Here is a 25,479-nt window from a genome sequence, read left to right as displayed (position 1 = left end):
CGGTGCCTCAGTCTGTGGGCGCCGGCGCGAGCACTTCGCGGCTGCCATTGACTCCCATTGACGACACCAGTGAGGCCGCTTCCATTTGCTCGACCAAACGGGCAGCGCGGTTGTAGCCGATGCGCAACTGCCGTTGCACCGATGAGATCGACGCGCGGCGGCTGCGCAACACGAATGCCACGGCCTCGTCATACAGTGGATCGGCCTCTGCATCGGGCGCCTCGCCGAATAAGTCCGTGGCCGCACTGTCCCCGGGCACGCCAGCTAGGATGCCTTCCTCGTATTCCGGTTCACCGAACTGTTTTAGATGTTCGACGACGCGATGTACTTCGTCGTCTGCGACGAAGGCACCATGGACCCGTTGCGGGTAGCCGGTACCGGGGGGTAGGAACAGCATGTCCCCTTGGCCGAGCAGCGATTCCGCGCCCATCTGATCGAGGATGGTGCGCGAGTCCACCTTGGACGAAACCTGGAAGGCCACCCGCGTCGGAATGTTCGCCTTGATCAAACCCGTAATCACGTCGACTGACGGCCGTTGCGTGGCCAGAATCAAGTGGATCCCCGCAGCCCGGGCCTTTTGTGCGAGCCGCGCGATCAACTCCTCGATCTTCTTGCCGGACACCATCATCAGGTCCGCTAGCTCGTCGATGACCACCACGATCATGGGCAGGGGCGCAAGCGGTTCCGGTGCGTCCGGCGTCAGCGAGAACGGATTGCCGACCTTGCGTCCGGCGTGCTCCGCATCGACGATTTTCTGGTTGAAGCCGGCGAGGTTGCGCACACCGAGCGCGGACATCAGCCGGTAGCGCTTTTCCATTTCCGCGACGCACCACGTCAGTGCGTTCGCGGCGAGCTTCATGTCGGTCACGACCGGCGCAAGCAGGTGCGGGATGCCCTCGTAGACCGACAGTTCCAGCATCTTCGGGTCAATCATGATCAGCCGGACGTCCTGTGGCGTTGCCTTGTACAGCAAGGACACGATCATCGCGTTGATCGCCACCGACTTGCCCGAGCCGGTGGTGCCGGCCACGAGCATGTGCGGCGCGCGCGCCAAGTCGGTCACGACCGGTTCACCCGTGATGTCCTTGCCCAGCGCGAGCGTGAGTTGCGATGCCGAACCCGTGTATTCCCGCGACGCGAGGATGTCCGCCAACCGGATCACTTGCCGCCGAGCGTTGGGCAGTTCGAGTCCCATGCAGGTCTTGCCCGGGATCGTCTCGACCACGCGGATTGACGTCAATCCGAGGCCGCGTGACAAGTCTTTCATCAAGCCTACGATCTGGCTGCCGCGTACCCCCAGTGCCGGCTCGACCTCGAAGCGCGTGATGACCGGGCCGGCCGAAGCGCCGATGACGGACACCGGTACCTTGAACTCCTTGAGCCGTTGCTCAATTAATTGGCCGGTCGCGGCGAGCGTCGCCTCGGATACCGGTTCGATAATGTCGGAGCCGCTTGCGAGCAGCGTCAGGGCCGGCAATTCGATAGGCGAGGCGGCGCTCGCCTGGAATGGGAACGTGTTGCGCTTCGAGGCGGGGTTTGCCGCCGGTACGGTTCCGTCGGATGCAGCATGCACCGTGGCGGAAACCGGCGCGCCGTCGGGATCGGGCATCAGCCCGGGCGTGGACATCGGCCCGGGGAGGGGCATTGGCAGGGGGATGGACATCGGCCCGGGGATGGGCATCGGCACGGGCGTGGATATCGGTTCGAGCATGGACATTGGCTCGGGTGTAGATGTCGGTGCTGACACTGGCAAGGGTGCCGGTGCGGAGACGGCAGTGGCAGCTGTTGCTGCCGCGACCTGGGCAGTCGGCGGGACGACAGGTGGGGGAGCGGTGGGGGATAGGCCTGGCGGTGCATCCACGCGCAGCTCAAGCGAGCGAAGGGTGTCCAAAGGCGTCTCGGCACGCGCTGGCGGGAGGGGGGCCAATGGTGGCGAGTCGGATTCCGACGACAATCGGATCGGCGGCGTGAGAGCCCATTCCGGTGTGGCTGCGTCAGGCGGTGTCGCAGCGGGTCTTGACTGGTCCGGATCCAATCGCGGCGCTGCACACGCCGAAGAAGACGTAACAGGGGACGTTGGAGCGAGCGTCGCCGGGGCCGGATCGTGAGGTATTGCCGCAGATTCTGACGAGGGTTGAGCCAGCGGTGACGCAGCAGGCACGGGCGCTTCTGGCAGCGCGGTGGCCGTGTTGCCGTGGCGACCCGCTTGTCGGTCAAGGCTTGCGCCGGCGAGCGCGGTCCATTGCGCTGCTTGTTGCTCGATCGCGCGCAGTGCCGCCACGATGCTTGGCGGTGCAGGCGGTGCAGGCGGTGCAGGCGGTGCAGCGAACACGCCGTCCAGTTGTGCTGGTCCACTCGCGGGGCTGGCGCGCTGTGCCGCAGCGCGTTCTAGGTAGTTGTCGCTCGGCCGATACGGGCGCGGCGGCGTGCGCGACGGCACTAGCCGGGGAGCGGGCGCGGCGGGGGCGCCGCCACGCGGCATCATGCGGCGCGCTTCGTCACCGTCGGGCACGGCTGTGCGCGGGATAGCGCGCGAATGGGCCGCGTACGGGGGCGCGGCCGGCCGCACCAGGGAGGCCGGCCTTGTCACGCGCAGGGTTTCCGCCGTCTTCAGCGGTTCGTTTCTGCCGCGTGAAAGAACCTTCGCGGTGTTGGGCGCAGGGGCGGTGCACGGCGCCGGGGTGGCCCTTGGCGACACCGCAGGCGGCGACGTGGCGGCGGATAGCGCGGTCGTTGGCCCGCGGCCGTGATCATGAAGGCTCGCCGATGGACCCGCCGACTCGAACCGGGCGTCCGGCGATGGGGCCGTAAAACCGCGTGTCATGCCCAGGTGCTTCGGCACGCGGCGCGCGTCGGGCCAGCGGGAGGCGCACGCGCGTTTGCCTCGCGTATCGTTCGGGCCAAAACCGCCGTTGCCGAGCGCGCAAAAATAACTTTTGCGCGGACTCTGCGTTGCGCCGCCGCCGGTGGGGCGACGTGTCGGGCGTTCGTGTTGTTCGTCGCGCGACGGGCGGCGTGTGCCGATACCGATGCCTAGGCCGAAAGTACGGTCCAGGTACGCGAGGCATGACGGCCATTGGGCGCCAAATAGCCACGGCAGTGTGGCGATCCACAACAGTGTGAACACGACGATCGACGCGGGTGTGCCCAGCAGCGCAGCCAGGCCCGCGGCGCTTGCACGGCCGATCGCGTCGTACGCGGCATGCGTGGCGAGCTGCGCCTCCAGTGCGCTGCTGGCGACCAAGACGACGACGGTGCCAAGCCACAGGCGGATCGTCCCGGGCCCCTGCAGGCCGGCGCTGCCCGGCCACAGCGCACGCGCGAGCCGCCACGCGAAGACGATGAGCCAGGCTGTGGAAAATCCGAATCCGCCGAGAACCACGCTGAGCATGCTTGAATAGAACCAGTCAGAGAAAGCAGGTGCCGCACTGCCGGACGACGATCGCGGACCAAGGAGCAAGTTTAACTGCTCGATGTGAATGCCGTGGCGACCACCGGTGCTGAGCGCGTATCGATGGCCGATGCAGCCTGCGTGTGCGCGAGCATCCCCGCGAAGGGGCAGCATGTTAACATCGCCGGCCATGCCGCACTATCGGTCTTGGCTACATCAAAGGGGAATTCATGTCCGTCAGTTCGTTTCATCACCGGCGTTTCGGCACGCCATTGTCGCCGGGCGCGACCCGTGTGATGCTGCTCGGAGCCGGCGAGTTGGGCAAAGAGGTGGTCATCGCGTTGCAGCGGCTCGGCGTCGAGGTGATCGCGGTCGATCGTTATGCCGATGCCCCCGGCCACCAGGTCGCACACCGTGCATACGTGATAGACATGACCGATGGCTGCGCGCTTCGTGCACTGGTCGAGCAGGAGCGCCCGCATCTGATCGTGCCCGAAATCGAGGCGATCGCCACCGACGAGCTTGCCGCAATTGAAGCCCAAGGACTGGCCGAGGTAATTCCTACTGCACGCGCGGCGCAATTGACGATGAACCGCGAAGGCATTCGCCGCCTGGCCGCCGAGCAACTGCAATTGCCGACCTCGCCCTACGCGTTTGCGGACTCGCTCGACGCGCTGCAAGCCGCGATCGACGACGGTATCGGCTACCCGTGCGTGGTCAAGCCCGTCATGTCATCCTCCGGCAAAGGCCAGTCCGTGCTCAGGAGCGCTGCAGACATTGAGCGGGCCTGGCATTGCGCGATGTCGGGCGGGCGTGTGCATCACGGCCGGGTGATCGTCGAGGGCTTTGTGCAGTTCGATTATGAGATCACGCTGCTCACCGTGCGAGCCACTGATCCAGCAAGCGGTGGGATCGCGACGTATTTCTGTGAGCCGGTGGGCCATCTGCAAGTAGACGGGGACTACGTCGAATCATGGCAACCGCAGCCTATGAGCCCGCTGGCGCTCGAGCGGGCGCGTGACGTCGCTCAGCGGATGACGGCCGCACTAGGTGGGCGTGGGCTATTTGGGGTCGAGCTATTCGTCCGCGGCGATCAGGTCTGGTTTTCCGAGGTCAGCCCGCGTCCGCACGATACCGGGCTCGTGACGCTGGCCACGCAGCGCTTTTCCGAATTCGAACTGCATGCACGCGCGATCCTGGGTTTGCCGGTGGATCCCGCGTTGCGCTCGCCCGGGGCGTCGGCGGTGGTCTACGGCGGTCGCGACGAGAAAGGCATTAGCTTCGACGGTGTTGCCGATGCGCTGGCGGTGCCGGGCGCGGATCTGCGGCTATTCGGTAAGCCGCAGAGCTTCGTCAAGCGCCGCATGGGCGTGGCGTTGGCGGTGGCATCGAGCGTCGACGAAGCCCGCGAGCGCGCACGCACGGCGGCTAGCCGTATCAAACCGGTCAGTGGCGGCGTATGAGCTCGATTGCACTGCGCCGCCGGATCATGGCCCGCAAGCCGCGTGTGATGCCACGACGCAAACCCGGGTGATAGATTTTCACGCCATCAATGGCCCCACCCTTGTAGCCACGGTCCGCACCGCATCACCTCGGCCGGGGCTCAGCCGGTCCAAAGGACTGAAACTGTACCAGCCCGTCCTTGCCGACGCGGTAGAGGTGGTACATGGAAGTCGACGGGTTGTAGAGAGTCAGGCACAGTGGCTTCAAATTCGACATGGGGCTTATCCTTTTGCTGGCCACTGCTGGCGCGCATGCAGCACGCGCAGGATCTCCACGCGCTTGTCCGTCACGCGGTAGACCATCAAGTAGTTTTCCGTCACCACGGCCTCGCGCGTGCCGCGCACGCGCCCCGGTCGGTACAGCGTCGGATTCGCCGGCAAGGCCTCGGCCTTCTGCTCGATCAGCTCGTCCAGCTCAAGCGCGGCCACCGGATTGTCCTCGGCGATGTAGTCCATGATTGCGGCGCGATCCTCGCGCGCCCTCGGGTTCCAGTGCAGCGCCAAGGTCAAGCGTTACCCCCGCGCTTCGCGATCCGCTGCTGCAGCGCCGCGCGGCGCTCGGCAAACTCGGCCTTGACTTCGGCGTGGGGAAGGGAAGGGCGCGGGTCATCAAGCGCCTGCTGCACCTGGTCGCGGAACCACTTGTCATAGGCCCGTGCGGCGTGCGCTTCCTTGAGCGCGGCCGACCGGTCGGGCCGTGTGGTGCGCTCGGCCGACGCCGGATCGAAGCCGGCTGCGTCCACGTCGAAGCGGCTGATGCCCAGTTCGCGCAGGAAGGCCACCAGCGTTTCGAGCTTGCGAAACACGCGCACGTCGCCGCGCTTGGCCGCCAGGAAACGCTCGGTCAGGCCGTACTTGGCCGCGATGGTCCAGCCGTTGCCATGGCCGACGACATGCGCCGCACGCACGGCGCCGGCTTCCACGAGTTGGGTGAGGGTCTTTTGGTCAATGGTCTCGGTTGCCATGGTGAAATCTCCGTCAATGGCTCTCGTTCATCAGTTCGGGCCGCATCGTTTTCGCTCCGGTGGTGGCCAGCGCGAGCTGGCGCTGAACTTGGTTCGACTTTTATTATTGTACACGCTACCACTTTACTATATATCGGGAGACATGGAATTCCCGGAAAGCCATGCGGCCAGCTTCGCGCTGCTCGTGTACGCGAGTGCGTGGCTTAAATGCCATGCGCCGGCTGCGTTTCTGTGCGCGCTACTCAACAGCCAACCGATGGGCTTTTATACGCCGTCACAGCTGGTGCAGGATGCGCGTCGGCATGGCGAAGGTGCTGCCAGCGGACGTGACCGTGAGCGACTGGGACAGCACGCTGCAAGGGCAAGACCTGGAGGCGCCGGTGCGGCTGGGCCTGTCGCTGATTCGCGGCTTAGCAAAGGAGGCGGCCGCGCGCATCGAATTGGCGCGTGCGGTGCGGCCCTTTGCAGATGTGACGGATCTGGCGCGGCGCGCGCAGCTCACGCGGCGCGATCTGCAAGCGTTGGCCGGCGCCAACGCACTGGTGAACCTCGCGGGCAATCGCCGCGCGGCGCTGTGGCACGCGCTCGCCGCAGTGCCTGACAAGGATCTGCTGCGTGCGACTGGCACCGACGACGCGACGCCGGCATTCGCGCCGCTCACGGAGGGGCAAGCGATCGCGCACGACTATCGCGCGCTCGGCCTGACGCTTGGGCGCCATCCGCTCGCGCTGCTGCGCGCGCAGCTACTTCGGCGTTGCTTGCTGCCGGCGACGACGCTGCAGGGCTATCGCGACGGGCAACTGGCGCGCGCGTGCGGCCTGGTGACGGTGCGTCAGCGCCCGGGCACCGCCAACGGCATGCTGTTTGTGACGCTCGAAGATGAAACCGGCCACACAAACGTGATTATCTGGCCGTCGCTGTTGGAGCGTCAGTGCAAGGAAGTGCTCGGTGCGTCGCTACTGGCCGTGTATGGCATCTGGCAACGGCAAGGCGAGGTGACTCATTTAGTCGCTCAGCGCCTGGTGGATCTGTCGCATTTACTCGGTTCGCTGACGACAACGAGCCGCAATTTTTGTTGACATCCCATCTTAGTTAAAGGCTTTACCGTGGCCAAACATAAGCAGCGTTGCGTCAGTCAACCCGCACGGGCTGCATCGGAATATCAATCGGCACGCGTACCAAGCGCGCATACCAGCCATGTTTGGGGCCGCCTCACTCTTTATCTAGTATGCCGTGCTTCGCCGGATCGGCGGCGCGTTCGCACTCGCGTACAACGCACAGCGAATGTCGTTCAAGGTACTGATTTTCGATCACGCGCAATACGCTATGTCGCCAGTGGCTTGGGATAGCCCCATTTGCTATTTGAACGAACTTGAGGCGGAAAATACTGCGCAAACCGGTGCGGGTTCACTTATGCGCGAGAGTCGGTGTACGAATGACCTAACGTCAGTGGGACTATGCCGGTGACATCTGTGTATCAGAAAGATAAACCGTTTGGTGCCCGGCTTAATCTCAGCCCGTTCGAATGTTTAAAGATTGAAGAACATTCTGGTGGTGCTGACATCTTGGCGTTTATCTCAAATAAATACGATGCGCTTACCCAGGTACTGAGTCGGCTGATATCCTGAAAATCGCCGACCATGACTACGCAGCCCACGCGTTGCAGGCGGTGCTCGACTATGAACAGGTGTTCCGTCAGCGTGGTTTTGCTCGGGTCGATATTATAAAAATTACGGGGAATGACGGTGGGGCACAGGCGCTGAAGGCAGTCGTCGTACATGGCCCGACGCTTAACGAGCGCGGCTACAGTGGGGCTGACATCGTGAAGATTGCCGGCAACGGCGGCGGTGCTTGGGCGCTCAAGGCGGTTGTTATGCACGGGCCAACGCTTTGCGAGCGTGGCTACAGCCGGACCGATATTGTAAAGATTGCCGATAACAACGGCGGCGCCCAGGCGCTCAAAGCGGTGTTCGAACACGGACCAGCGCTCACGCAAGCAGGGCGTTCGAACGAGGACATTGTGGATATGGCTGCGCGCATAGGCGCGGCCGGCCAGATACGAAAAATGGCTGCACAGTTGTCGAAGCGGCAATAGGTGCAGCGGTCAGCCAACATTGAAGGCACGCGACAATCCGATATGCGGTCACAGCGCCGCGATCACAGTATGGTTACCGGTCGTCACCTGATGACCTACCGAGGCGGGCGGGCCGCGTTAGCGACCCGATGCGGCAGTAGGCATTCTACTTCCTAGATCGGCGAACCTCAGCTAGGTAGTAGAAATGCGCCAAGGCCAACCATGCTTCGTTTTTCAGGTCGGTCTTTCTGATTTGGCAAACTGCTTAGCTATAGTCGATATATTTTTTTATTCTTTGAATAACTAAATTGGGATTTTGTCAAATGAAGATACTTGGCCACAGTAGGGTTATAGCGGCATTATCTAACATTAGAGATTTGCCGAGGCAAATCAATAGCAAAGCTATCTCGCAAAATTTGCGGAGCCCTATTCTTCAGAGTCTACAGCACTTGCGTGGCACTAAAAAAGATGCTTATTCTGGTTTTCGTGCTAGCCGGATGTCAATAAATGGTGCCGATGCGCAGCGGAAAAACATTTTTGGCGACAAGAAAATAGTCAGTAATTTTTGGCAGAAATCTAGCAACGTGTCTGACCAAAAGCGCGACGCTCTTATCGAGAAAGCCAACGATTTTCTGAGGCGGTTAGATCATGTGGAGAATGTCGCTGATAGATCAATCAATGCCACCCTTATAAAATTGAAAAATCATAGTCGAGGTATGCGAACAGAGCAACAATATGAGGTGGAAGATCTATCTGGAAAGATTAATAAAACCATTGAATCAACAAGAAGCAAGATTCAGGAAGTTATGCAAGAAAACAATTTGTTGCCTTACCGTAAGGCGACATTGCAAAAAACGGGGCTATCTCAAAACAAATATGATGAAATCATAAGAGATATTAATAATATTAGGAAGGATTTTCAGTCTAGTATAAATTCGGCAAAAAGCAGACTCGATGAGCTAAATAAAGTATAAAATTACTTAGCAATGTCGTGGATTAAGAGTCGGCGAGTCGCACGGTCAGGCTGCGCCAGTCCTTCTCATGCTTCACGCCAGATGAGCGTTATCTTATCGCCGGCCTAGCCGTGCCTTGATCCAATCGACGATAGGTCGCCGACGGCGCTCGCTATCTGCGGGACCAGCCGCCTTCCGTCGGTTGGGATCTTCCCACCATGTCACCGGTAACGGGTCGGGGTCAAAATTATATCGTGGTTCAGGTGCCAGTTTGGCTCGTTCTTCGCGGATGCGCGCCTGTATCGGCAAAAATAACTGTTCCTGCTTGCCCAACGTCTTTTCGAAAAATTTAAAGTCTAGCCACCCTTCGAGGTCAAGGAGAAGTCTTTCGCGTGTGGACGGTGGAATACCGCTACTCAGATCGAGGATCCGTTCCAGCGTCTGGGGAGAGTATATGTGCTTTCGGTTGCAGCGAATCTCTAGAATTATTTTTTTAAATCGATCTGTATCCATGCTCTGGCCACCGGACGTTCGGTCAAAGGTATCAAGCGCCAGCGCCAGCGCAAATTCGGGATTGTTCCCCTCGGCTAAGTTGCCAAAGGCAGCAATCAATCCTGCAACAATCGGCTCCTGATCGGATAGATCCAACATCGGCAAGATTTCATACTTCCACTGTTGCAGCTTTCGGCTTTGCTCGGCGGCGGTCAAGCCGGCCAGCGCTTCAGGTAACCCCGCCAACGCTTCGCCTTTGCCTATTGTCAACTGCTTGGCTGCTTCGAGCATGGATTCGTAGGTAGCAAGGCGTGTGTGCTCTGGCAGCCATCGAATCGCACGACCCAGCGCCTTGCGGGGTGTTGCTTGAAGCTTTTCGGGAAGCGCTTCGACGTAATTGAGCAAGCGCCGATGTCGCTCCAGCACCAAGTTTCGATCCAGGCAATGAAGCAAAAACAATTGGTTGGCGAGTCTCGTGCTCAATTTCGCCTGTCCGAGGTCGTCCAACCGTGCCATTTCGTTCAGCAGCCGATCAAATCGCGTCGTCAGCTCGGGCCTTGGACTATAGGGTCTGCCGTGAACGGCTGCCCAACTCTGTTCCCCGGTCCAATGAGAAGAGTCCAGTTGCAGCGCCAGGAATGGCAGTATCTTGCGCCGCTCTTCCAATGGACCAGCGATCGTGCGGTCGAGAATTGCATCGAACATTGCGATCATCGATTCAGCCGGCACAACATGATAGGAGCCCAGCCCCGCGGTGCTCACCACATGATAGTCAGGTCCAAAATGATGAATCATCTTGTCCTGCAGCGCCTTACTGTTCGGGATTTTCACTACCTCGGCAAATATGTGCGCAAATGCTTCTGTTTGCACTTCAAAAGGAAGCCCACTGATGCCAGACATGGCCAGCCTGTCTAGTGCTGCCAATAAGATGTTCGGATCCGCAACGTCGCTATTGAGCCCATCCAACAGCTCACGCAACGCTCCTATGCGGACCTCACTTTCGACGTTCTTCTCACGCAACGTCTTTTTTAGAAACGCGTGAACGCGCTCCATAGGCGCAATGCCAGAAGAAAGGGCCGATGCTTGCCGCTGAACCGTATGGGGATCCCCGCCGCTGCAGAAACCGCTTGAGGGGGAGTTGCCAGCACCGCTCTTGTGCGAATCGATGGACGCATAGATGGCGACGTTGTGAGCGTTCGGCGGTGGCGTGGTATTGAAATCCATGCTAGACGTATCGAGGATGAAAGAAAGCGTAAGGGCGCACTGCCACCTGGGCGGATGCGAGTAGGAGTGTGCCGACTATATAACGTACGGGTGACCGGTTTTCCGAACCATTGCTGATAAGGCATGCACAAAGTCGTTTTTTATGGCTTTATCGCATCAACAAGATAGGATAGAATCGCGAGCCCGCTAAGGTCCGGTAGGCGCGGCTGTATGAAGATAAAAACGGCTTACCTGATGGCTGTTGCCACGGTACCGAAGCTTTGTGCTACTTGCTGGACGTGATTTTGTTATCTGGAAAGGACGGTGCTAACCTGGCCCATCAAAACTTTAATTTTCGGAACAGAAAAGTGACAATCTGAAGCGCGATTTGGCGTAGTGCCGTAAATCAAATAATAGACGAGTCGCATAGTGATAGTGAGGCTATATCAGTCTTTTCTATTCGCCTCGCCAAATGGGCGTTATCTCATTGCCGGCCTAGCCGTGCCTTGATCCAATCGACGATGGGTCGCCGACGACGCTCGCCATCTGCTTGATTAGCCGTCTTCCGTCGGTCGGGATCTTCCCACCATGTCACCGGTAACGGATCAGGGTCAAAGTTATATCGTGGTTTAGGTGCCAATTTGGCTCTCTCTTCGCGGATGCGGGCTTGTATCGGCAAAAATAGCTGTTCCTGCTTGCCCAACGTCTTTTCGAAAAATTTAAAGTCTAGCCACCCTTCGAGGTCAAGGAGAAGTCTTTCGCGTGTGGACGGTGGAATACCATTACTCAGATCGAGGATCCGTTCCAGCGTCTCGGGAGAGTACATGTGCTTTCGGTTGCCGCGAATCCCTAAAATGATGTCGTTGAACTGGTGTTTATCCATACTCTGGCCACCGGACGTTCGGTCAAAGGTATCGAGCGCCAGCGCCAGTGCAAATTCGGGATTGTTCCCCTCGGCCAATTTGCCGAATGCTTCGATCAATCCTGCAACGATCGGTTCTTGATCGGATAGATCCAACATCGGCAGGATTTCATACTTCCACTGTTGCAGCTTTCGGCTTTGCTCGGCGGCGGTCAAGCCGGCCAGCGCTTCGGGCAACCCTGACAGCGCCTCGCCTTTGCCTATCGACAACCGCTTGGCTGCTTCGAGCATAGATTCGTAGGTAGCAAGGCGTGTGTGCTCTGGCAGCCATCGGATCGCACGACCCAGCGCCTTGCGAGGTGTCGCTTGAAGCTTCTCGGGAAGCGCTTCGACGTAACTGAGCAAATGCTGATGTCGGTTCAGCACAAGGGTGCGATCCAGGCAATGAAGCAAAAACAATTGGTTGGCGAGTTCCGCGCTTAATTCCGCTCGGCCGAGGTCGTCCAACCGCGCCATTTCGTTCAGCAGCCGATCAAATCGCGTTGTTAACTCTGGCCTCGGGTTATAAGGCCGTCCAGGGACAGCCGCCCAATTCTGATACCCGGACCAATGAGAAGAGTCCAATTGCAGCGCCAGGAATGGCAGTATCTTGCGCCGCTCTTCCAATGGACCAGCGATCGTGCGGTTGAGAATTGCATCGAACACTGCAATCATCGACTCGGCGGGAACAACGTGATAGGAGCCCAGCCCCGCGGTGCTCACCACATGATAGTCAGAATCAAAATGATGAATCATCTTGTCCTGCAGCGCCTTACTGTTTGGGATTTTCACCACCTCAGCAAAGATGTGCGTAAATGCTTCTGTCTGCTCAGCGCGAGGAAATTCATTAATTCCGGACATGGCCAGCCTGTCTAGTGCTGCCAATAGGATGTTTGGATCCGCAACGTCGCTATTGAGCTCATCCAAAAGCTGACGCAACGGTTCTATCCGAATCTCCCTTGGGCCGTCCTTTTCACGCAACGTCTTTTTTAGAAACGCGTTAACGCGCTCCATAGGCGCGACGCCAGAAGAACGGGCTGACGCCTGCCGCTGAGCCGTATTGGAGTCCCCGGCGTTGAAGAAACCGCTTGAGGGCGGGTTGCCAGCACCGCTCTTGTGCGAATCGATGGACGCATAGATGGCGGCATTGTGAGCGTTCGGCGGGGGCGTGGTATTGAAAGCCATACTGAACGTATCGAAAATGGAAGAAAGCGAAGGTCGCACTGCCACCTGGGCGGATGCCAGTAGGAGTGCGCCGACTATATAACGCACGGGTGACTGGTTTTCCGAACCATTGCTGATCAGGTATGTACAAAGTCGTTTTCAATGGCTTTGTCGCATCAACACAATAGGATAGAATCGAAGACCCGCTAAGGTCCGGTAGGCGTGGCTGTATGTAAAAACGGCTTGCCTGCTGGCTGTTGCCACGGTATCGAAGCCTTGTGCTACTTGCTGGACGTGATTTTTTTATCTGGAAAGGACGGCGCTCGTTTGGCCGTGCAGCAAGCGCTAACGCCAAGCGGTGTGCGCATATCCAGGGCGACAAAACAAGCAGCATCGTCGAACACGACCAACCTGCCATCTAACGCCTAGACGCTCACAAGGGCATTGCCTAGACGACTGCGGCACAATTCTGTTCATAAGCGGTGTCAGTCGTCGGCCCTGAACACTCCTGGGAAGATATAGGCAAGGCCGCGAAGTCGCAGCGGTTTCTTTTGCCAACTACTGCGCGAGCAGATTCACTTAAAGCATCCGTTGATTTGCCTTGCCGAGCTGATCCGCTGGGATCGGTTGAGCGCGGCGATGCATGCGAGTTCGTGCCGCACCGAGGCCGACCGACAGCCGTGCCGCGCTTGATCGCGGCACGGCTGTATTTGCAGCACGCCTTCGACTCGTCGCTCTGGCGATGGCTGGAGAAAACGTAGTAGCAAGTGTTCACTGGCAAGACGTACATGTAGACTAAGCCGCCAATCGATCCGTCGAGCCTGACGCGCTGATGCAAGCGACTGCGCGAAGCCAGCGTTGAAGAATTGCTCGCCGAGACGCTCGAAGCAGCCAAGCGTGCCCACGCTGTCAAGACTTCGAGCCAGCCATTGGTTGGTTGCGGCTCAAATAACTTGCCCCTCTTCGCCATGTTGAGCGCTCACGCTCATTGTCAGGTAGTACGCTCTGCTTCGCCCAGTAGGTGAAGCGTTCGCTGTCGAGCGCAACGTGTTTGCCTTGCCATTCAAAGTACGTGTCTGTCAATGGCACGGAGTGCTTGAAATGGATAGGTGGCTAGGTGTTTGGGCTCAGCTTACCAACCATACCCAATCTTTTGTCGAGCTTGATGCGGACGAGGTTACGCAAACCAGTGCGCGCTCGCTCGTGCGAGAGGGCCGGTGTGCCGATGGTTCAGCGTCGGTTTGAGCCATGTCGGCGATGTTTATGCCTCAAGAAGGCAAGCAATCGGCTAACGGGCTTAACCTCAGCCCACTCGAACGCATAAAGATTGAGAAACATTATGGTGGTAGTGCCACCCTGGCGTTTATCTCAAATCAGCACGATGAGCTCGCTCAAGTACTGAGTCGGGCTGATATCTTAAAAATTGCAAGCTATGACTGCGCAGCCCAGGCGTTGCAAGCGGTGCTCGACTGTGGGCCGATGCTTGGCAAACGCGGTTTCAGCCGAGCGGATATCGTCAAAATCGCGGGCAATGACGGTGGGGCACAGGCGCTGTATTCGGTGCTTGATGTTGAGCCGCCGCTTCGCGAACGCGGTTTCAGTCGAGCGGATATCGTCAAAATCGCAGGCAATATCGGTGGGGCACAGGCACTGCATACGGTGCTTGAGCTTGAGCCGACGTTTCGCGAGCGCGGTTTCAGTCGAGCGGATATCGTCAAAATCGCAGGCAATATCGGTGGGGCACAGGCACTGCAGGCGGTGCTTGAGCTTGAGTCGACGCTTCGCGAGCGCAGCTTCAACCGAGCGGATATCGTCAGAATCGCGGGCAATGGCGGTGGGGCACAGTCGCTGTATTCAGTGCGTGACGCTGGGCCGACGCTAGGCAGACGTGGCTTCAGCCGGGTTGATATCGTTAAAATCGCGGGCGGTGGCGCGCAGGCACTGCATACGGTGCTTGAACTTGAGCCGACGCTTCGCAAGCGCGGCTTTAATCCAACCGATATTGTCAGAATGGCAGGCAATGACGGTGGCGCGCAGGCACTGCAGGCGGTGTTTGAGCTTGAGCCAGCGTTTCGCGAGCGCAGTTTCAGCCAACCAGATATTGTCAAAATGGCGGGCAATAACGGCGGGGCGCAGGCATTGCAGGCAGTGCTTGAGCTTGATCCAGCGTTTCGCGAGCGCGGCTTCAATCCGACCGATATTGTCAAAATCGCAGGCAATAACGGCGGGGCACAGGCACTGCAAGCGGTGCTTGAGCTTGAGCCAGCGCTTCGTGAGCGCGGTTTTAGCCAACCCGATATTGTCAAAATGGCGAGCAATAGTGGCGGGGCGCAGGCATTGCAGGCAGGGCTTGAGCTTGAGCCGACGCTTCGCGAGCGTGACTTCCGTCAGGCTGACATCGTCAAAATGGCGAGCAACGGTGGCAGCGCCCAGGCGCTGAACGCAGTGATCAAGCTTGGCCCAACACTACGACAGCGCGGTTTCAGTCGAGCGGATATCGTCAAAATCGCGGCCAATGGCGGTGGGGCGCAAGCACTACAAGCGGTGCTCAAGCATGGGCCAACACTGGGCGAGCGCGGCTTTACTCTGACCGACATCGTCAAAATGGCGAGCAATAATGGCGGGGCTCAGGCGCTGAAGGCAGTGCTCGAGCATGGGCCAACACTGGATGAGCGCGGCTTTACTCTGACCGATATCGTCAAAATGGCGGGCAATATCGGCGGCGCTCAAGCATTGAAGACAGTGCTTGGGCATGGGCCGACGCTGCGGCAACGTGACTTGAGTCTAATCGATATCGTGGAGATTGCGAGCAATGGCGGCGCCCAGGCGTTGAAAGCGGTGCTCAAATATGGGCCGGTGCTGACGCAGGCAGGACGTTCCAACGAGGAGATCGTACATGTGGCCGCGCGCCGAGGAGGAGCTGGTCGAATACGAAAGATGGTGGCCCCTTTGCTAGGCGGCAACAGAGACGGCGTTACCAGCATTGAAGGCCCGTGACAAGGTGCAGGGCGTGTTGGTGGTGCCACGGTGGCCGCATGGTTGCCCGTTGCCGTGCGCGTGAGTAAGGCGCTGAACCTCAGTCGGCTGAACACAGGCGCTCGGGCCGCATTGCGTCACCCGTCAGGTTGTAGCTGCCACACTCGCCGGCATAAGTGAGGTTGCATGTGACGGATAACAATCATAAAAAGTTACATGTAACAAAAAGAGATCAGTATGGTCCATGTAAACTCACGCGTTCAAAAACACCGTGACGCACTGCGTAAGGCAGGACTTCACCCGATACAAATCTGGGCGCCAGATACACGTCGCCCCGACTTTGCGCAAGAATGCCGTCGCCAGTCTCAGCTTGTCGCCCAGGCGGACATGGCCGACCCGAATATGCAGCAATTTGTCGATGAGACTGTGGCGGATGTGAATGGCTGGACAGAATGAGGCGAGGGGACTTCGTGTCCATCGCCTCATTTTAGTTGAAACGATGTCCGTGAATTGTACAGGTGATGCGCAATGCATGCGTCCCGTCGCGCCGGATCCGGCCTTGGCTGCGTAAAGTGCTACAATTTAAAGCTATTTTCCGTATTTCATTAGGGGCAGCCGCGCACGCGGCCGCTTGAGCGAACGCCCATACATGTCAGATTCAGCCATTACCTCACGTTCCGTCCCGACTGACGCGGGGGCTTGCGGTGCTACGGCAAGCGCCGCCGCCTCCAATTCCGCGCCAGCCGCCGCTCCGTTGTCATTCGACGGGTTCGGCTTTGCTGCGCCGATCCTTCAGGCGATAGGCGAACAGGGCTACACGAAACCGACGCCGATCCAGGCGCAGGCGATTCCCATCGTGCTGGCCGGACGCGATGTTATGGGTGCGGCGCAGACCGGTACCGGCAAGACGGCCAGCTTCTCGCTACCGATCATCCAGCGCTTGTTGCCGCTCGCCAGTACCAGTGCGTCTCCCGCACGTCACCCGGTGCGGGCGTTAATTCTGACGCCTACGCGCGAACTCGCGGACCAGGTGGCGGCCAATGTGCATGCGTACGCCAAGCATACCCCGCTACGCAGCGCGGTCGTGTTCGGCGGCGTCGATATGAATCCACAAACGGCTGAATTGCGCCGCGGGGTCGAGATCCTGATCGCGACGCCCGGCCGGCTGCTCGATCATGTGCAGCAAAAGAGCACGTCACTGGCGCAGGTGCAGATGCTCGTGCTCGACGAAGCCGACCGGATGCTCGACATGGGCTTCCTGCCCGACTTGCAGCGAATCCTGAACCTGTTGCCGAGCCAAAGGCAAACGTTGTTGTTTTCCGCGACGTTCTCTGCCGAAATCAAGAAGCTCGCGTCGACCTACTTGCGCAATCCGGTCACGATTGAGGTGGCTCGCAGTAATTCGACGGCATCGAACGTGCGACAAATCGTCTTCGAGGTGGCCGAGCCGGACAAGCCGGCGGCGGTCGTGCAGTTGATTTGCCAGCGCGGATTGAAGCAGGTGATCGTTTTTTGCAACAGCAAGATCGGTGCGAGCCGGCTTGCAAGGCAACTTGAGCGCAATGGCGTGGTCGCCACCGCAATCCATGGTGACCGTTCGCAAAGCGAGCGGATGCAGGCGTTGGATGCGTTCAAACGCGGCGAGATCGAGGCCTTGGTTGCGACCGACGTGGCCGCGCGCGGCCTGGATATCGCGGAGTTGCCGGCGGTGATTAATTTCGACTTGCCGTTCAATGCGGAAGACTATGTGCACCGGATCGGGCGTACGGGTCGGGCCGGGGCATCCGGTGATGCGCTGTCGTTGTTCAGTGGCAACGAGCGTAAGCAACTGGCGGACATCGAAAAACTGATCAAGCGAGCGTTGACCATCGAGCCGCTCGAACTGGACCGGCCGGCACGTCAAGGCCGTTCGCGTTATCACGACGATCGCGATGACAGCCGTCGCGATCGTCATGCACACGTTGCTGACCGGGTGCGCGCGTCAATGCGTGACGCCCAGCCGGTTGATGATTTTTTCACGAAGCCGTATGAGCCGTCTCCTTCGGCCCGCCAGACATCGGAATGCGCGGAATCGAGCCCATCGACCGACAAGAAGGGGTCGAAGCGACCGCTGGCCGCGCTCCTGGGCGGCTTCGGCATGCCGCGCCGGAATTCGTGACCGTGTCACGCGCGCGTCGCCAGGCGCGCGCCCCAAGCGGGCACCGCCTCACGATAGAACGCCTCCAGCGTCGTGCATCGCTGGGGCGCCAACGCGAGCCCGAGATGCGACGCCGCAGCCAGTAGCGCCTTGAGCGGCCGGTCGATGTCGATCGGCGGTGCGCCGGTTTGCTTGCTCAATTTCTCGCCCTGCGCATTGATGACCACGGGCACGTGCAGATAAGCGGGCGTTGGATAGCCGAGGCAGCGCTGCAAGTAGATTTGTCGCGCGGTGGAATCGAGCAGGTCTGCGCCGCGCACGACGTCGGTAATCTGTTGCTGCGCGTCGTCGACGACCACTGCGAGCTGGTAGGCCCAAAGTCCATCCGCGCGCCTCATCACGAAGTCGCCGACCTCGGTGGCGAGATTCTGCTGTTGCGCATGCTGCCAGCGGTCATCGAAGACGATCACTGCGTTTTCCCCATCCGGCACCCGAATGCGCCACGCACGCGCTGGCTTGCCGTGCAATCCGCTTCGGCACGTTCCTGGGTAGGCGAGTGTCGTGTGTCGAACGTGCGTGCGCCGCAGCGAATCAGCGATTTCCTTGCGTGTGCATCCGCATGGATAAATCAGGCCCGCTGTATCCAATTGCGTGAGCGCTTGCTGGTACAGCGCGGTACGAGTGCTTTGCCATACCGGCGTTTCATCGCAGTGCATGCCGAGCCGGTGTAGCGTCTTCAAGATGTGTTCTGCTGCGCCGGGCACTGTGCGCGGTATATCGATGTCCTCTATCCTGACCAGCCACATGCCGTCATGCGCACGCGCGTCCAGGTAGCTCGCTAGCGCGCTGACCAGCGAGCCTTGATGCAGCGGGCCGCTCGGGGACGGCGCAAAACGGCCGCGATAGCGGCGCGGCGACGCGCTCCCGGTTACCCTCTGCATCGCAAAGCGTTTTTTACGTCATGACCAGTGGGCAAGCCGCGCCTATCGCGACCCGACAGGGCGCGCATCATGTGGCGATCTGTGCCGATGGCTCGGATGATGGGCACGTATCGTTCGCGCAGTGCGGGCACTGTTCGCCGGCGACATAAAGCGGCGATCGTTGTTCGGTCGGGGTGACGACCGCGCGGCACGCGAAGCACTGCACAGTGCCGGTCGGTTCGAGCTGCGGGTTGAGCGCCGTTCGATGATCGAACACAAAGCAGTCGCCATGGTAGTGAGCGCCGCCCACCTCTTCGAAGTACTTCAAGATGCCGCCATCGAGCTGGTACACGCTGTCGATGCCGATGTTGTGCATATGGATTGCGGCTTTCTCGCAGCGGATGCCGCCGGTGCAAAACGACACGACGGTCTTGCCTGCCAGTGTGTCTCGATGCGACGCGACAGCATCCGGAAACTCGCTGAACTTTGTCAGCCGATAGTCGATCGCGTTGTCGAATGTGCCCACGTCGACTTCGAACGCATTGCGCGTGTCGAGCATCACCACGGGACGGCCGGCGTCATCGTGCCCGCGATCGAGCCATTGCTTCAGGGTGCGCGCATCGATCGCCGGCGCGCGGCCGGCTTCGGGCCGTATCGCCGGTGACTTCATCGTGATGATCTCACGCTTGAGCCTGACCAGCATGCGTCGGAACGGTTGCTTGTCCGACAGGCTTTGCTTGAATGGCAAATCCGCGAACTTACCGCCAAACATCGGGTCGGTGCGCAGGTAGTCGATGAACGCGTCAGTTGCCTCGCGGCTGCCGGCGATGAACAGGTTGATGCCCTCGGGCGCTAGCAAAATCGTGCCGCGTAGCGCCAGCGCGTCACATCGCTGTCGCAGCACCGGACGCCACGTGTCGATCGCGTCCAGCGAAATGAATTTGTAGGCGGCAAGGTTGACGATACTCATGGTGTGCTGCTCTTGGCGAAAACAGAAATCAATGTGGCCGTGCGGCGACCGTAGGCATGGCCGTGCGGCGACTGTGGGCAGAAGGGCGCTTGGTCCGCCCATCGACCGGGATGGCGCCGGCGTCATAGGGTTGTATTATCGCCGATCCGTCGCCCAGACCGCATCAGCCAGTTGGTCAGCGAGCGGTCGCGCTTATTCACATAGGCCGTCTCGCTCACATAGTTCGTCTCGCCGACTGGGCCGCCTGGCGCAGACCGGTATGCTGTCGTGAGGGCCGGCGCGGCAGCATGACGGTCGGTGTCGCTCCCCGCAAGGTAAAATACCTCTATGTCTGATCCACGCTTCGTCCATCTGCGCGTTCACTCCGAGTTTTCCATTGCCGACGGCATCGTGCGTCTTGACGACGCGGTCGAGCGGGCAGTGGAAGACGGGCAAGGTGCGCTTGCACTGACCGATCTCGCCAACGCGTTCGGCCTGGTGCGTTTTTACAAGGCGGCTCGTGCGCACGGCGTCAAGCCGATCGTCGGTGCCGACGTCTGGGTCTCGAACCCCGACGATCGCGACAAGCCGGCACGGCTGTTGTTGCTCGTCAAGGACCGGCGTGGCTATCTAAACCTGTGCGAGTTGCTTAGCCGCGCGTGGTTGACGAACCAGTACCGCGGTCGGGCCGAGGTTGACTGCCAGTGGTTCGAAACGGGCCTTGCCGAAGGCCTGCTGGCGTTATCCGGTGCGCAACACGGCGACATCGGTATCGCGCTGGCCGCGGGCAACGTGCAGGCGGCCGCACGCCATGCGCAGCGCTGGTCGGCGATCTTCCCGAATGCGTTCTACATCGAGTTGCAGCGAATGCGGCAACCGGGTGTCGAAGCTTATGTACAGCAGGCGGTGGAGCTTGCTGCGCAGTTGAGGCTGCCCGTAGTGGCGACGCATCCGGTGCAGTTTATGACGCCGGAGGACTTCACCGCGCACGAAGCGCGTGTATGTATCTCCGAAGGCGACATACTTGCCAACCCGAGACGCGCGAAGCGGTTTTCGACGGACCAGTACTTTTTCACGCAGCAGCAGATGTGCGAGCTGTTTGCCGATATCCCGTCGGCGCTGGCCAACACGGTGGAAATCGCCAAGCGCTGCAACCTGACGCTTGAACTGGGCAAGCCCAAGCTGCCGTTGTTCCCGACACCGGACGGGATGTCGCTGGACGATTACCTCGTTCAGTTGTCCAGTAGTGGACTCGAGCAGCGCCTCGAGCAGTTGTTTCCGGACGCGACGCAACGTAACGCGCAGCGCCAGACGTATCAAGAACGGCTGGCGTTCGAGTGTGACACCATCATCAAGATGGGTTTTCCAGGTTACTTCTTGATCGTCGCGGACTTCATCAACTGGGCCAAGAACAATGGGGTGCCGGTGGGGCCGGGACGGGGATCGGGCGCCGGTTCGCTGGTGGCGTTCGCGCTCGGGATCACGGATTTGGATCCATTGCGCTACAACCTGCTGTTCGAGCGGTTCCTCAATCCCGAGCGTGTCTCGATGCCGGACTTCGACATCGACTTTTGCCAGGATGGCCGCGATCGCGTGATCCAATATGTGAAGAGCAAGTATGGCGCCGATGCGGTGTCGCAGATCGCCACATTTGGCACGATGGCAGCAAAGGCTGCGGTGCGCGACATCGGTCGCGTGCTGGACTTGGGCTACAACTTCACCGATGGTGTCGCGAAGCTGATTCCGTTTAAGCCCGGCAAGCATGTGACGATTGCCGACGCGATGAAGGAGGAGCCGCAGCTGCAGGAGCGATTCGACAACGAGGACGAGGTGCGCCAGTTGCTCGAACTCGCGCAACGCGTCGAAGGGTTGACGCGCAACGTCGGCATGCACGCCGGGGGTGTGTTGATCGCGCCAGGCAAGCTGACTGATTTTTGTCCGCTGTACACGCAGGGTGACGACGGTGGTGTCGTCAGCCAGTACGATAAGGATGACGTCGAGGCCGTCGGGCTCGTCAAGTTCGACTTTCTCGGATTGACCACGCTCACGATCCTCGATTGGGCCGAGCGCTACATCCGGCGACTGGACCCGTCCAAGCAGGATTGGTCGCTCGCGCAGGTGCCGCTGGACGACCCCGCGTCGTTCACGATCCTGAAGAACGCCAATACGGTGGCGGTGTTCCAGTTGGAAAGCCGCGGCATGCAAGGCATGCTCAAGGATGCGCAGCCCGACCGCTTTGAGGACATCATCGCGCTGGTCGCGCTGTACCGGCCGGGCCCGATGGATCTGATTCCAAGCTTTTGCGCGCGCAAGCATGGGCGAGAAACGGTCGAATATCCGGATCCCCGCGTCGAGCCTATCCTGAAAGAGACCTATGGCATCATGGTCTATCAGGAGCAGGTGATGCAGATGGCGCAGATCATCGGCGGCTATTCACTCGGCGGCGCGGACTTGCTGCGTCGCGCGATGGGCAAGAAAAAGCCTGAGGAGATGGCCAAGCATCGCGAGTTGTTCCGTGAAGGAGCAGCCAAGAATGGCTTGAGCGCGGAAAAGGCTGACGAGATCTTCGACTTGATGGAGAAGTTCGCCGGCTACGGCTTTAATAAGTCGCACGCGGCGGCATATGCGCTGCTCGCGTATTACACCGCGTGGCTCAAGGTGCATCATCCGGCCGAATTCATGGCGGCCAATATGTCGCTTGCGATGGATGACACCGACAAGGTGAAGATCCTTTTCGAGGACTGCATCGCGAACCATCTGGCGGTGCTGCCGCCGGACATTAATCAGTCGGCCTACCGCTTCGAGCCGGTGGCCGATGCGCCGGGCAAGCGCTCGAAGATGATCCGCTACGGCCTGGGTGCGATCAAGGGTAGTGGGCAGAACGCGATCGAGGAGATCTTGCGGGCCCGCGAGTCGCAGCCGTTCAGCGACCTGTTTGACTTCTGCGAGCGCGTCGATCGCCGCATTGTGAATCGCCGCACGATCGAGGCGCTGATCCGGGCCGGCGCATTTGATTCGCTGCACGAGAACCGGGCGCAACTGCTCGCGTCGGTGCCGCTGGCGATGGAGGCGGCCGAGCAGGCGAGCGCCAATGCGCTGCAGGGCGGCTTGTTCGACATGCCCGATGGCTCGAGCGGCCATCAGCATGAGTTGGTCGACGAGCCGGCGTGGACGGAGAAGCGCAAGCTGCAGGAGGAGAAAGCGGCGCTTGGCTTTTATATTTCTGGGCACTTGTTCGACGCATACAAGGACGAAGTGCGACGCTTCGTGCGCCAGAAAATCGGGGAGTTGAAGGAAGGGCGCGACAAGGTGATCGCTGGCGTGATCACGGCGATGCGCACGCAGATGACGCAACGCGGCAAGATGCTGGTCGCAGTGCTCGATGACGGCACTGGCCAGTGCGAGGTCACGGTCTTCAACGAGATCTACGATGCAAATCGCGCGATCTTCAAGGAAGACGAACTGCTGGTCGTGCAGGGACAAGCGCGCAACGACAGCTTTACCGGTGGCATTCGCTTCACCGTCGACATCGTCATGGATCTGGAGCGCGCCCGCCGCCGCTATGCGGACTCGCTACTGTTGTCGATCAATGGCAATGCGGATCCGAGGCGGTTGCGTGATTTGCTCGAACCGCACCGGCTGGCGGCAACTCCGCAGTCCGAACAGATGCCGGTGGTCGCCGGCACGTCGGGCCGGGCGCGTCATGCCGGTGGCCCGCCGCGCGGCCCGGCGGGCGATGGCGGCCACGGGCGTCGCAACGGCGACGCGCGTGGCGGCTCGGAGCCGGGCGGCTTGCGGGTCAGAATCCGCTACCAGGGCATTGGCGCGCAATGCGACTCGACGCTGGGCGACGCGTGGCGCGTGAGGCCCAGCGATGACCTTCTCAACCTGCTGCGCGCCGAATTCAGCGCGGGCGCTGTCGAGATTCAGTATCCGCAGCGCTGACACCACCGAAAGGATTGATTTGACTACATCTGAGAACAGCGGGGCCAGTAGCGTGGCCAAGCCCGTCGCGCACGTCGATGTACTGGCCCGCATCGGCCGGATCGTGCGGCCGTACTGGTGGGCGGTCGTGCTCGCGATCGTATCGATGGGGCTGGTGGCGGCGGCCGAGGCGGGCATTCCGGCGTTGCTCAAGCCATTGATCGACAAAGGTTTCGGTACGAAGGACCCGAGTTCGTCGGTTCACTGGTATGTTCCGGTGGCGATCATCGGGCTCGCGCTAGCTCGTGGGCTTGCACAGTACGCGTCCGGCTACCTATTGTCCTACGTGCTGAACCGCGCTTTGTTGGACCTGCGGTTGCAGATGTTCCAGACGATGCTGCGCGCACCGGCCGCTTTTTTCCAACGTGAGACGGCCAGCACGATCATCAATGCGATCGTGTTCGAGGTGAACCAGGTGCTCAACGTGTTGACGAACGTACTAGTCACGCTCGTGCGCGATTCGTTGACGGTGGTGTTCCTGCTCGGCTATCTGTTCTACCTCAATTGGCGGTTGACGCTAATCGTTGCGGTGATCCTGCCGGCGATCGGCTGGCTGGTCAGCAAGATTAACCGGCGTTTGCGCCGGCTCAATCGTGAGCAGCAAATGCTGACTAACCAGCTATCGTACGTCGTCGAGGAGACGGTCGGCGGCTACAAGGTCGTCAAGGTGCACAACGGCGAACCGTACGAAATGGGCCGCTTCATGCATATGAGCCGGCGCTTGCGTGGCTATGCAATGCGGGTGGCGATTTCCGGCGGCCTGGCTCAACCGCTGACGCAGTTCCTCGCATCGATCGCTTTGGCCGTGGTGATTACGATTGCCGTGATCCAATCGGCGAACGACCAGACGACGGTCGGTGGATTCGTCGCGTTCGTCACGTCGATGTTGCTCGTGATTTCGCCGTTGAAGCACTTGATCGACGTCAACCAGCCGTTGACACGCGGCATGACGGCCGCCGAGCTGATTTTTGGCCTGATTGACGAGCCGGTGGAGGATGCCGGCGGCGAACGGAAACTTGATCGTGCGACCGGCAGTGTCGAATTCGAACAGGTGAGTTTCGACTATGGGGCAGCGCAGCGGCCGACGCTCGACGACATCTCGTTGAAGATTGCGCCGGGTGAGATGGTGGCGCTGGCCGGGCCATCCGGCAGCGGCAAGACTACGCTGGTGAACCTGTTGCCCCGCTTCTTTGATCCGACCGCCGGGCGCGTGTTGATCGACGGCGTGCCGTTGCCCGAGTATCGATTGCCGGACCTGCGCAAACAGATCGCATTCGTTAGTCAGGATGTCGTGCTGTTCAACGATACGATTGCGGCTAACGTCGCCTATGGGCAGCCTGTAGAGCGCGAGCGCGTCGATGCCGCGCTACGCGCAGCCAGTCTCACGGAGGCAGTTGCGTTGATGCCGGCGGGGATCGATACGCTGGTTGGCGACAATGGCATGCGACTGTCCGGCGGACAGCGGCAACGGCTCGCGATTGCCCGCGCAATCTACAAGGATGCGCCGATTTTGATCCTCGATGAGGCGACGTCGGCACTCGATTCGGAGTCGGAACGCCATGTGCAAGCAGCGCTCGAAGTACTGATGCGGGGGCGGACCACGCTGGTGATCGCGCACCGACTGTCGACGATTGAGCGCGCCGATCGCATCCTTGTGCTCGATGGCGGTCGGATCGTTGAGGAGGGGACGCACGCGGAGCTATTGCGCCGCGACGGTCTGTATGCAAACCTGCATCGGATTCAGTATCAGCAAGGGACGGCGTAGCGGTGTACGCTACGCCGTGAGGTTGCTCCCGAAAAACAAATCCCTTGTTGAGCATTTAAACTCAAGCAAGAAGCGTCAAGAAGACGAGCAAGACGACGCGGGC

At 60.2% G+C, this 25,479-nt stretch carries 15 protein-coding genes and 2 pseudogenes; 10 read left to right on the top strand and 7 right to left on the bottom strand.

All coding sequences use genetic code 11. The features are described from left to right. Positions 1–7 precede the first annotated feature (7 nt). The gene (locus B0B13_RS09430) at positions 8–3,391 is read right to left on the bottom strand and encodes a DNA translocase FtsK (RefSeq protein WP_076797251.1); all 3,384 of its coding nucleotides are present in this window, start codon (positions 3,389–3,391) and stop codon (positions 8–10) included. A gap of 230 nt (positions 3,392–3,621) precedes the next feature. Between B0B13_RS09430 and purT the strand changes: the two genes are divergently transcribed. Continuing rightward, positions 3,622–4,854, top strand: a complete 1,233-nt coding sequence (gene purT / locus B0B13_RS09425) for a formate-dependent phosphoribosylglycinamide formyltransferase (protein WP_076795948.1) — start codon at positions 3,622–3,624, stop codon at positions 4,852–4,854. Between the two features lie 261 nt (positions 4,855–5,115). Here the strand turns inward: purT and B0B13_RS09415 are convergent, their stop codons facing one another. Then, complete coding sequence (locus B0B13_RS09415; protein ID WP_076786310.1) at positions 5,116–5,403, bottom strand: type II toxin-antitoxin system RelE/ParE family toxin; 288 nt, start codon at positions 5,401–5,403, stop codon at positions 5,116–5,118. Beyond that, on the bottom strand, positions 5,400–5,858 hold the full coding sequence (locus B0B13_RS09410) for an antitoxin PaaA2 family protein (protein WP_076786312.1): 459 nt from the start codon (positions 5,856–5,858) through the stop codon (positions 5,400–5,402). Before B0B13_RS09410 ends, B0B13_RS09415 begins: the two co-directional genes overlap by 4 nt. Positions 5,859–5,994: 136 nt before the next feature. On the opposite strand from B0B13_RS09410, the pseudogene B0B13_RS09405 reads away from it, so the two are divergent. The 3 genes and pseudogenes from B0B13_RS09405 to B0B13_RS09390 all read left to right on the top strand — a co-directional run. After that, positions 5,995–6,937: pseudogene (locus tag B0B13_RS09405) on the top strand (helix-hairpin-helix domain-containing protein); the annotation flags it as partial. 581 nt (positions 6,938–7,518) lie between these two features. After that, positions 7,519–7,953 (top strand): TAL effector repeat-containing protein, encoded by a 435-nt coding sequence (locus B0B13_RS09395; protein ID WP_076795942.1) that lies wholly within the window; start codon positions 7,519–7,521, stop codon positions 7,951–7,953. 302 nt (positions 7,954–8,255) lie between these two features. After that, on the top strand, positions 8,256–8,906 hold the full coding sequence (locus B0B13_RS09390; protein ID WP_237573955.1) for a hypothetical protein: 651 nt from the start codon (positions 8,256–8,258) through the stop codon (positions 8,904–8,906). A gap of 93 nt (positions 8,907–8,999) precedes the next feature. Here the strand turns inward: B0B13_RS09390 and B0B13_RS09385 are convergent, their stop codons facing one another. Further along, positions 9,000–10,601, bottom strand: coding sequence for a hypothetical protein (locus B0B13_RS09385; protein ID WP_076795937.1), 1,602 nt, complete (start codon positions 10,599–10,601; stop codon positions 9,000–9,002). A gap of 463 nt (positions 10,602–11,064) precedes the next feature. Then, positions 11,065–12,666, bottom strand: coding sequence for a hypothetical protein (locus B0B13_RS09380; RefSeq protein ID WP_076795935.1), 1,602 nt, complete (start codon positions 12,664–12,666; stop codon positions 11,065–11,067). Positions 12,667–13,206: 540 nt separating this feature from the next. Here B0B13_RS09380 and B0B13_RS17205 point away from each other — a divergent pair. The 4 genes and pseudogenes from B0B13_RS17205 to B0B13_RS09355 all read left to right on the top strand — a co-directional run. After that, positions 13,207–13,568: pseudogene (locus B0B13_RS17205) on the top strand (transposase); the annotation flags it as partial. A gap of 325 nt (positions 13,569–13,893) precedes the next feature. Then, positions 13,894–15,642, top strand: coding sequence for a TAL effector repeat-containing protein (locus tag B0B13_RS09365; RefSeq protein ID WP_076795930.1), 1,749 nt, complete (start codon positions 13,894–13,896; stop codon positions 15,640–15,642). 216 nt (positions 15,643–15,858) lie between these two features. Further along, positions 15,859–16,077 carry an antitoxin MazE family protein gene (locus B0B13_RS09360; protein ID WP_076795928.1) on the top strand — a complete coding sequence of 73 codons (219 nt, stop codon included), beginning with the start codon at positions 15,859–15,861 and terminating at the stop codon, positions 16,075–16,077. Positions 16,078–16,270: 193 nt separating this feature from the next. After that, positions 16,271–17,779 (top strand): DEAD/DEAH box helicase, encoded by a 1,509-nt coding sequence (locus B0B13_RS09355; RefSeq protein WP_370643228.1) that lies wholly within the window; start codon positions 16,271–16,273, stop codon positions 17,777–17,779. 5 nt (positions 17,780–17,784) lie between these two features. Here B0B13_RS09355 and gluQRS read toward each other — a convergent pair whose 3' ends face one another. Next, complete coding sequence (gene gluQRS, locus B0B13_RS09350; RefSeq protein ID WP_076795923.1) at positions 17,785–18,699, bottom strand: tRNA glutamyl-Q(34) synthetase GluQRS; 915 nt, start codon at positions 18,697–18,699, stop codon at positions 17,785–17,787. 67 nt (positions 18,700–18,766) lie between these two features. After that, a complete protein-coding gene (locus B0B13_RS09345; RefSeq protein ID WP_076795920.1) occupies positions 18,767–19,648 on the bottom strand; it encodes a sulfurtransferase in 882 nt (293 codons plus the stop codon). Positions 19,649–19,975: 327 nt separating this feature from the next. On the opposite strand from B0B13_RS09345, the gene dnaE reads away from it, so the two are divergent. Both dnaE and msbA read left to right on the top strand, forming a co-directional pair. Then, on the top strand, positions 19,976–23,572 hold the full coding sequence (gene dnaE / locus B0B13_RS09340) for a DNA polymerase III subunit alpha (protein ID WP_076795918.1): 3,597 nt from the start codon (positions 19,976–19,978) through the stop codon (positions 23,570–23,572). Beyond that, positions 23,502–25,376 carry a lipid A export permease/ATP-binding protein MsbA gene (msbA, locus tag B0B13_RS09335; protein ID WP_139337387.1) on the top strand — a complete coding sequence of 625 codons (1,875 nt, stop codon included), beginning with the start codon at positions 23,502–23,504 and terminating at the stop codon, positions 25,374–25,376. Before dnaE ends, msbA begins: the two co-directional genes overlap by 71 nt. Positions 25,377–25,479 lie beyond the last annotated feature (103 nt).

The organism is Burkholderia sp. b14 (assembly GCF_900156195.1).
Lineage (GTDB): Bacteria > Pseudomonadota > Gammaproteobacteria > Burkholderiales > Burkholderiaceae > Mycetohabitans.
Note: the sequence above shows the minus strand (reverse complement) of the source record. Positions and strands in the feature narration are given on the sequence as shown.

Excerpts from the sequence above, each read along its gene's own strand:
- B0B13_RS09430 (WP_076797251.1), bottom strand. The coding sequence starts at position 3,391 with ATGCTCAGCGTGGTTCTCGGCGGATTCGGATTTTCCACAGCCTGGCTC.
- purT (WP_076795948.1), top strand. The coding sequence starts at position 3,622 with ATGTCCGTCAGTTCGTTTCATCACCGGCGTTTCGGCACGCCATTGTCG.
- B0B13_RS09410 (WP_076786312.1), bottom strand. The coding sequence starts at position 5,858 with ATGGCAACCGAGACCATTGACCAAAAGACCCTCACCCAACTCGTGGAA.
- B0B13_RS09390 (WP_237573955.1), top strand. The coding sequence starts at position 8,256 with ATGAAGATACTTGGCCACAGTAGGGTTATAGCGGCATTATCTAACATT.
- B0B13_RS09385 (WP_076795937.1), bottom strand. The coding sequence starts at position 10,601 with ATGGATTTCAATACCACGCCACCGCCGAACGCTCACAACGTCGCCATC.
- B0B13_RS09380 (WP_076795935.1), bottom strand. The coding sequence starts at position 12,666 with ATGGCTTTCAATACCACGCCCCCGCCGAACGCTCACAATGCCGCCATC.
- B0B13_RS09365 (WP_076795930.1), top strand. The coding sequence starts at position 13,894 with ATGTCGGCGATGTTTATGCCTCAAGAAGGCAAGCAATCGGCTAACGGG.
- B0B13_RS09360 (WP_076795928.1), top strand. The coding sequence starts at position 15,859 with ATGGTCCATGTAAACTCACGCGTTCAAAAACACCGTGACGCACTGCGT.
- B0B13_RS09355 (WP_370643228.1), top strand. The coding sequence starts at position 16,271 with ATGTCAGATTCAGCCATTACCTCACGTTCCGTCCCGACTGACGCGGGG.
- gluQRS (WP_076795923.1), bottom strand. The coding sequence starts at position 18,699 with ATGCAGAGGGTAACCGGGAGCGCGTCGCCGCGCCGCTATCGCGGCCGT.
- B0B13_RS09345 (WP_076795920.1), bottom strand. The coding sequence starts at position 19,648 with ATGAGTATCGTCAACCTTGCCGCCTACAAATTCATTTCGCTGGACGCG.
- dnaE (WP_076795918.1), top strand. The coding sequence starts at position 19,976 with ATGTCTGATCCACGCTTCGTCCATCTGCGCGTTCACTCCGAGTTTTCC.
- msbA (WP_139337387.1), top strand. The coding sequence starts at position 23,502 with ATGACCTTCTCAACCTGCTGCGCGCCGAATTCAGCGCGGGCGCTGTCG.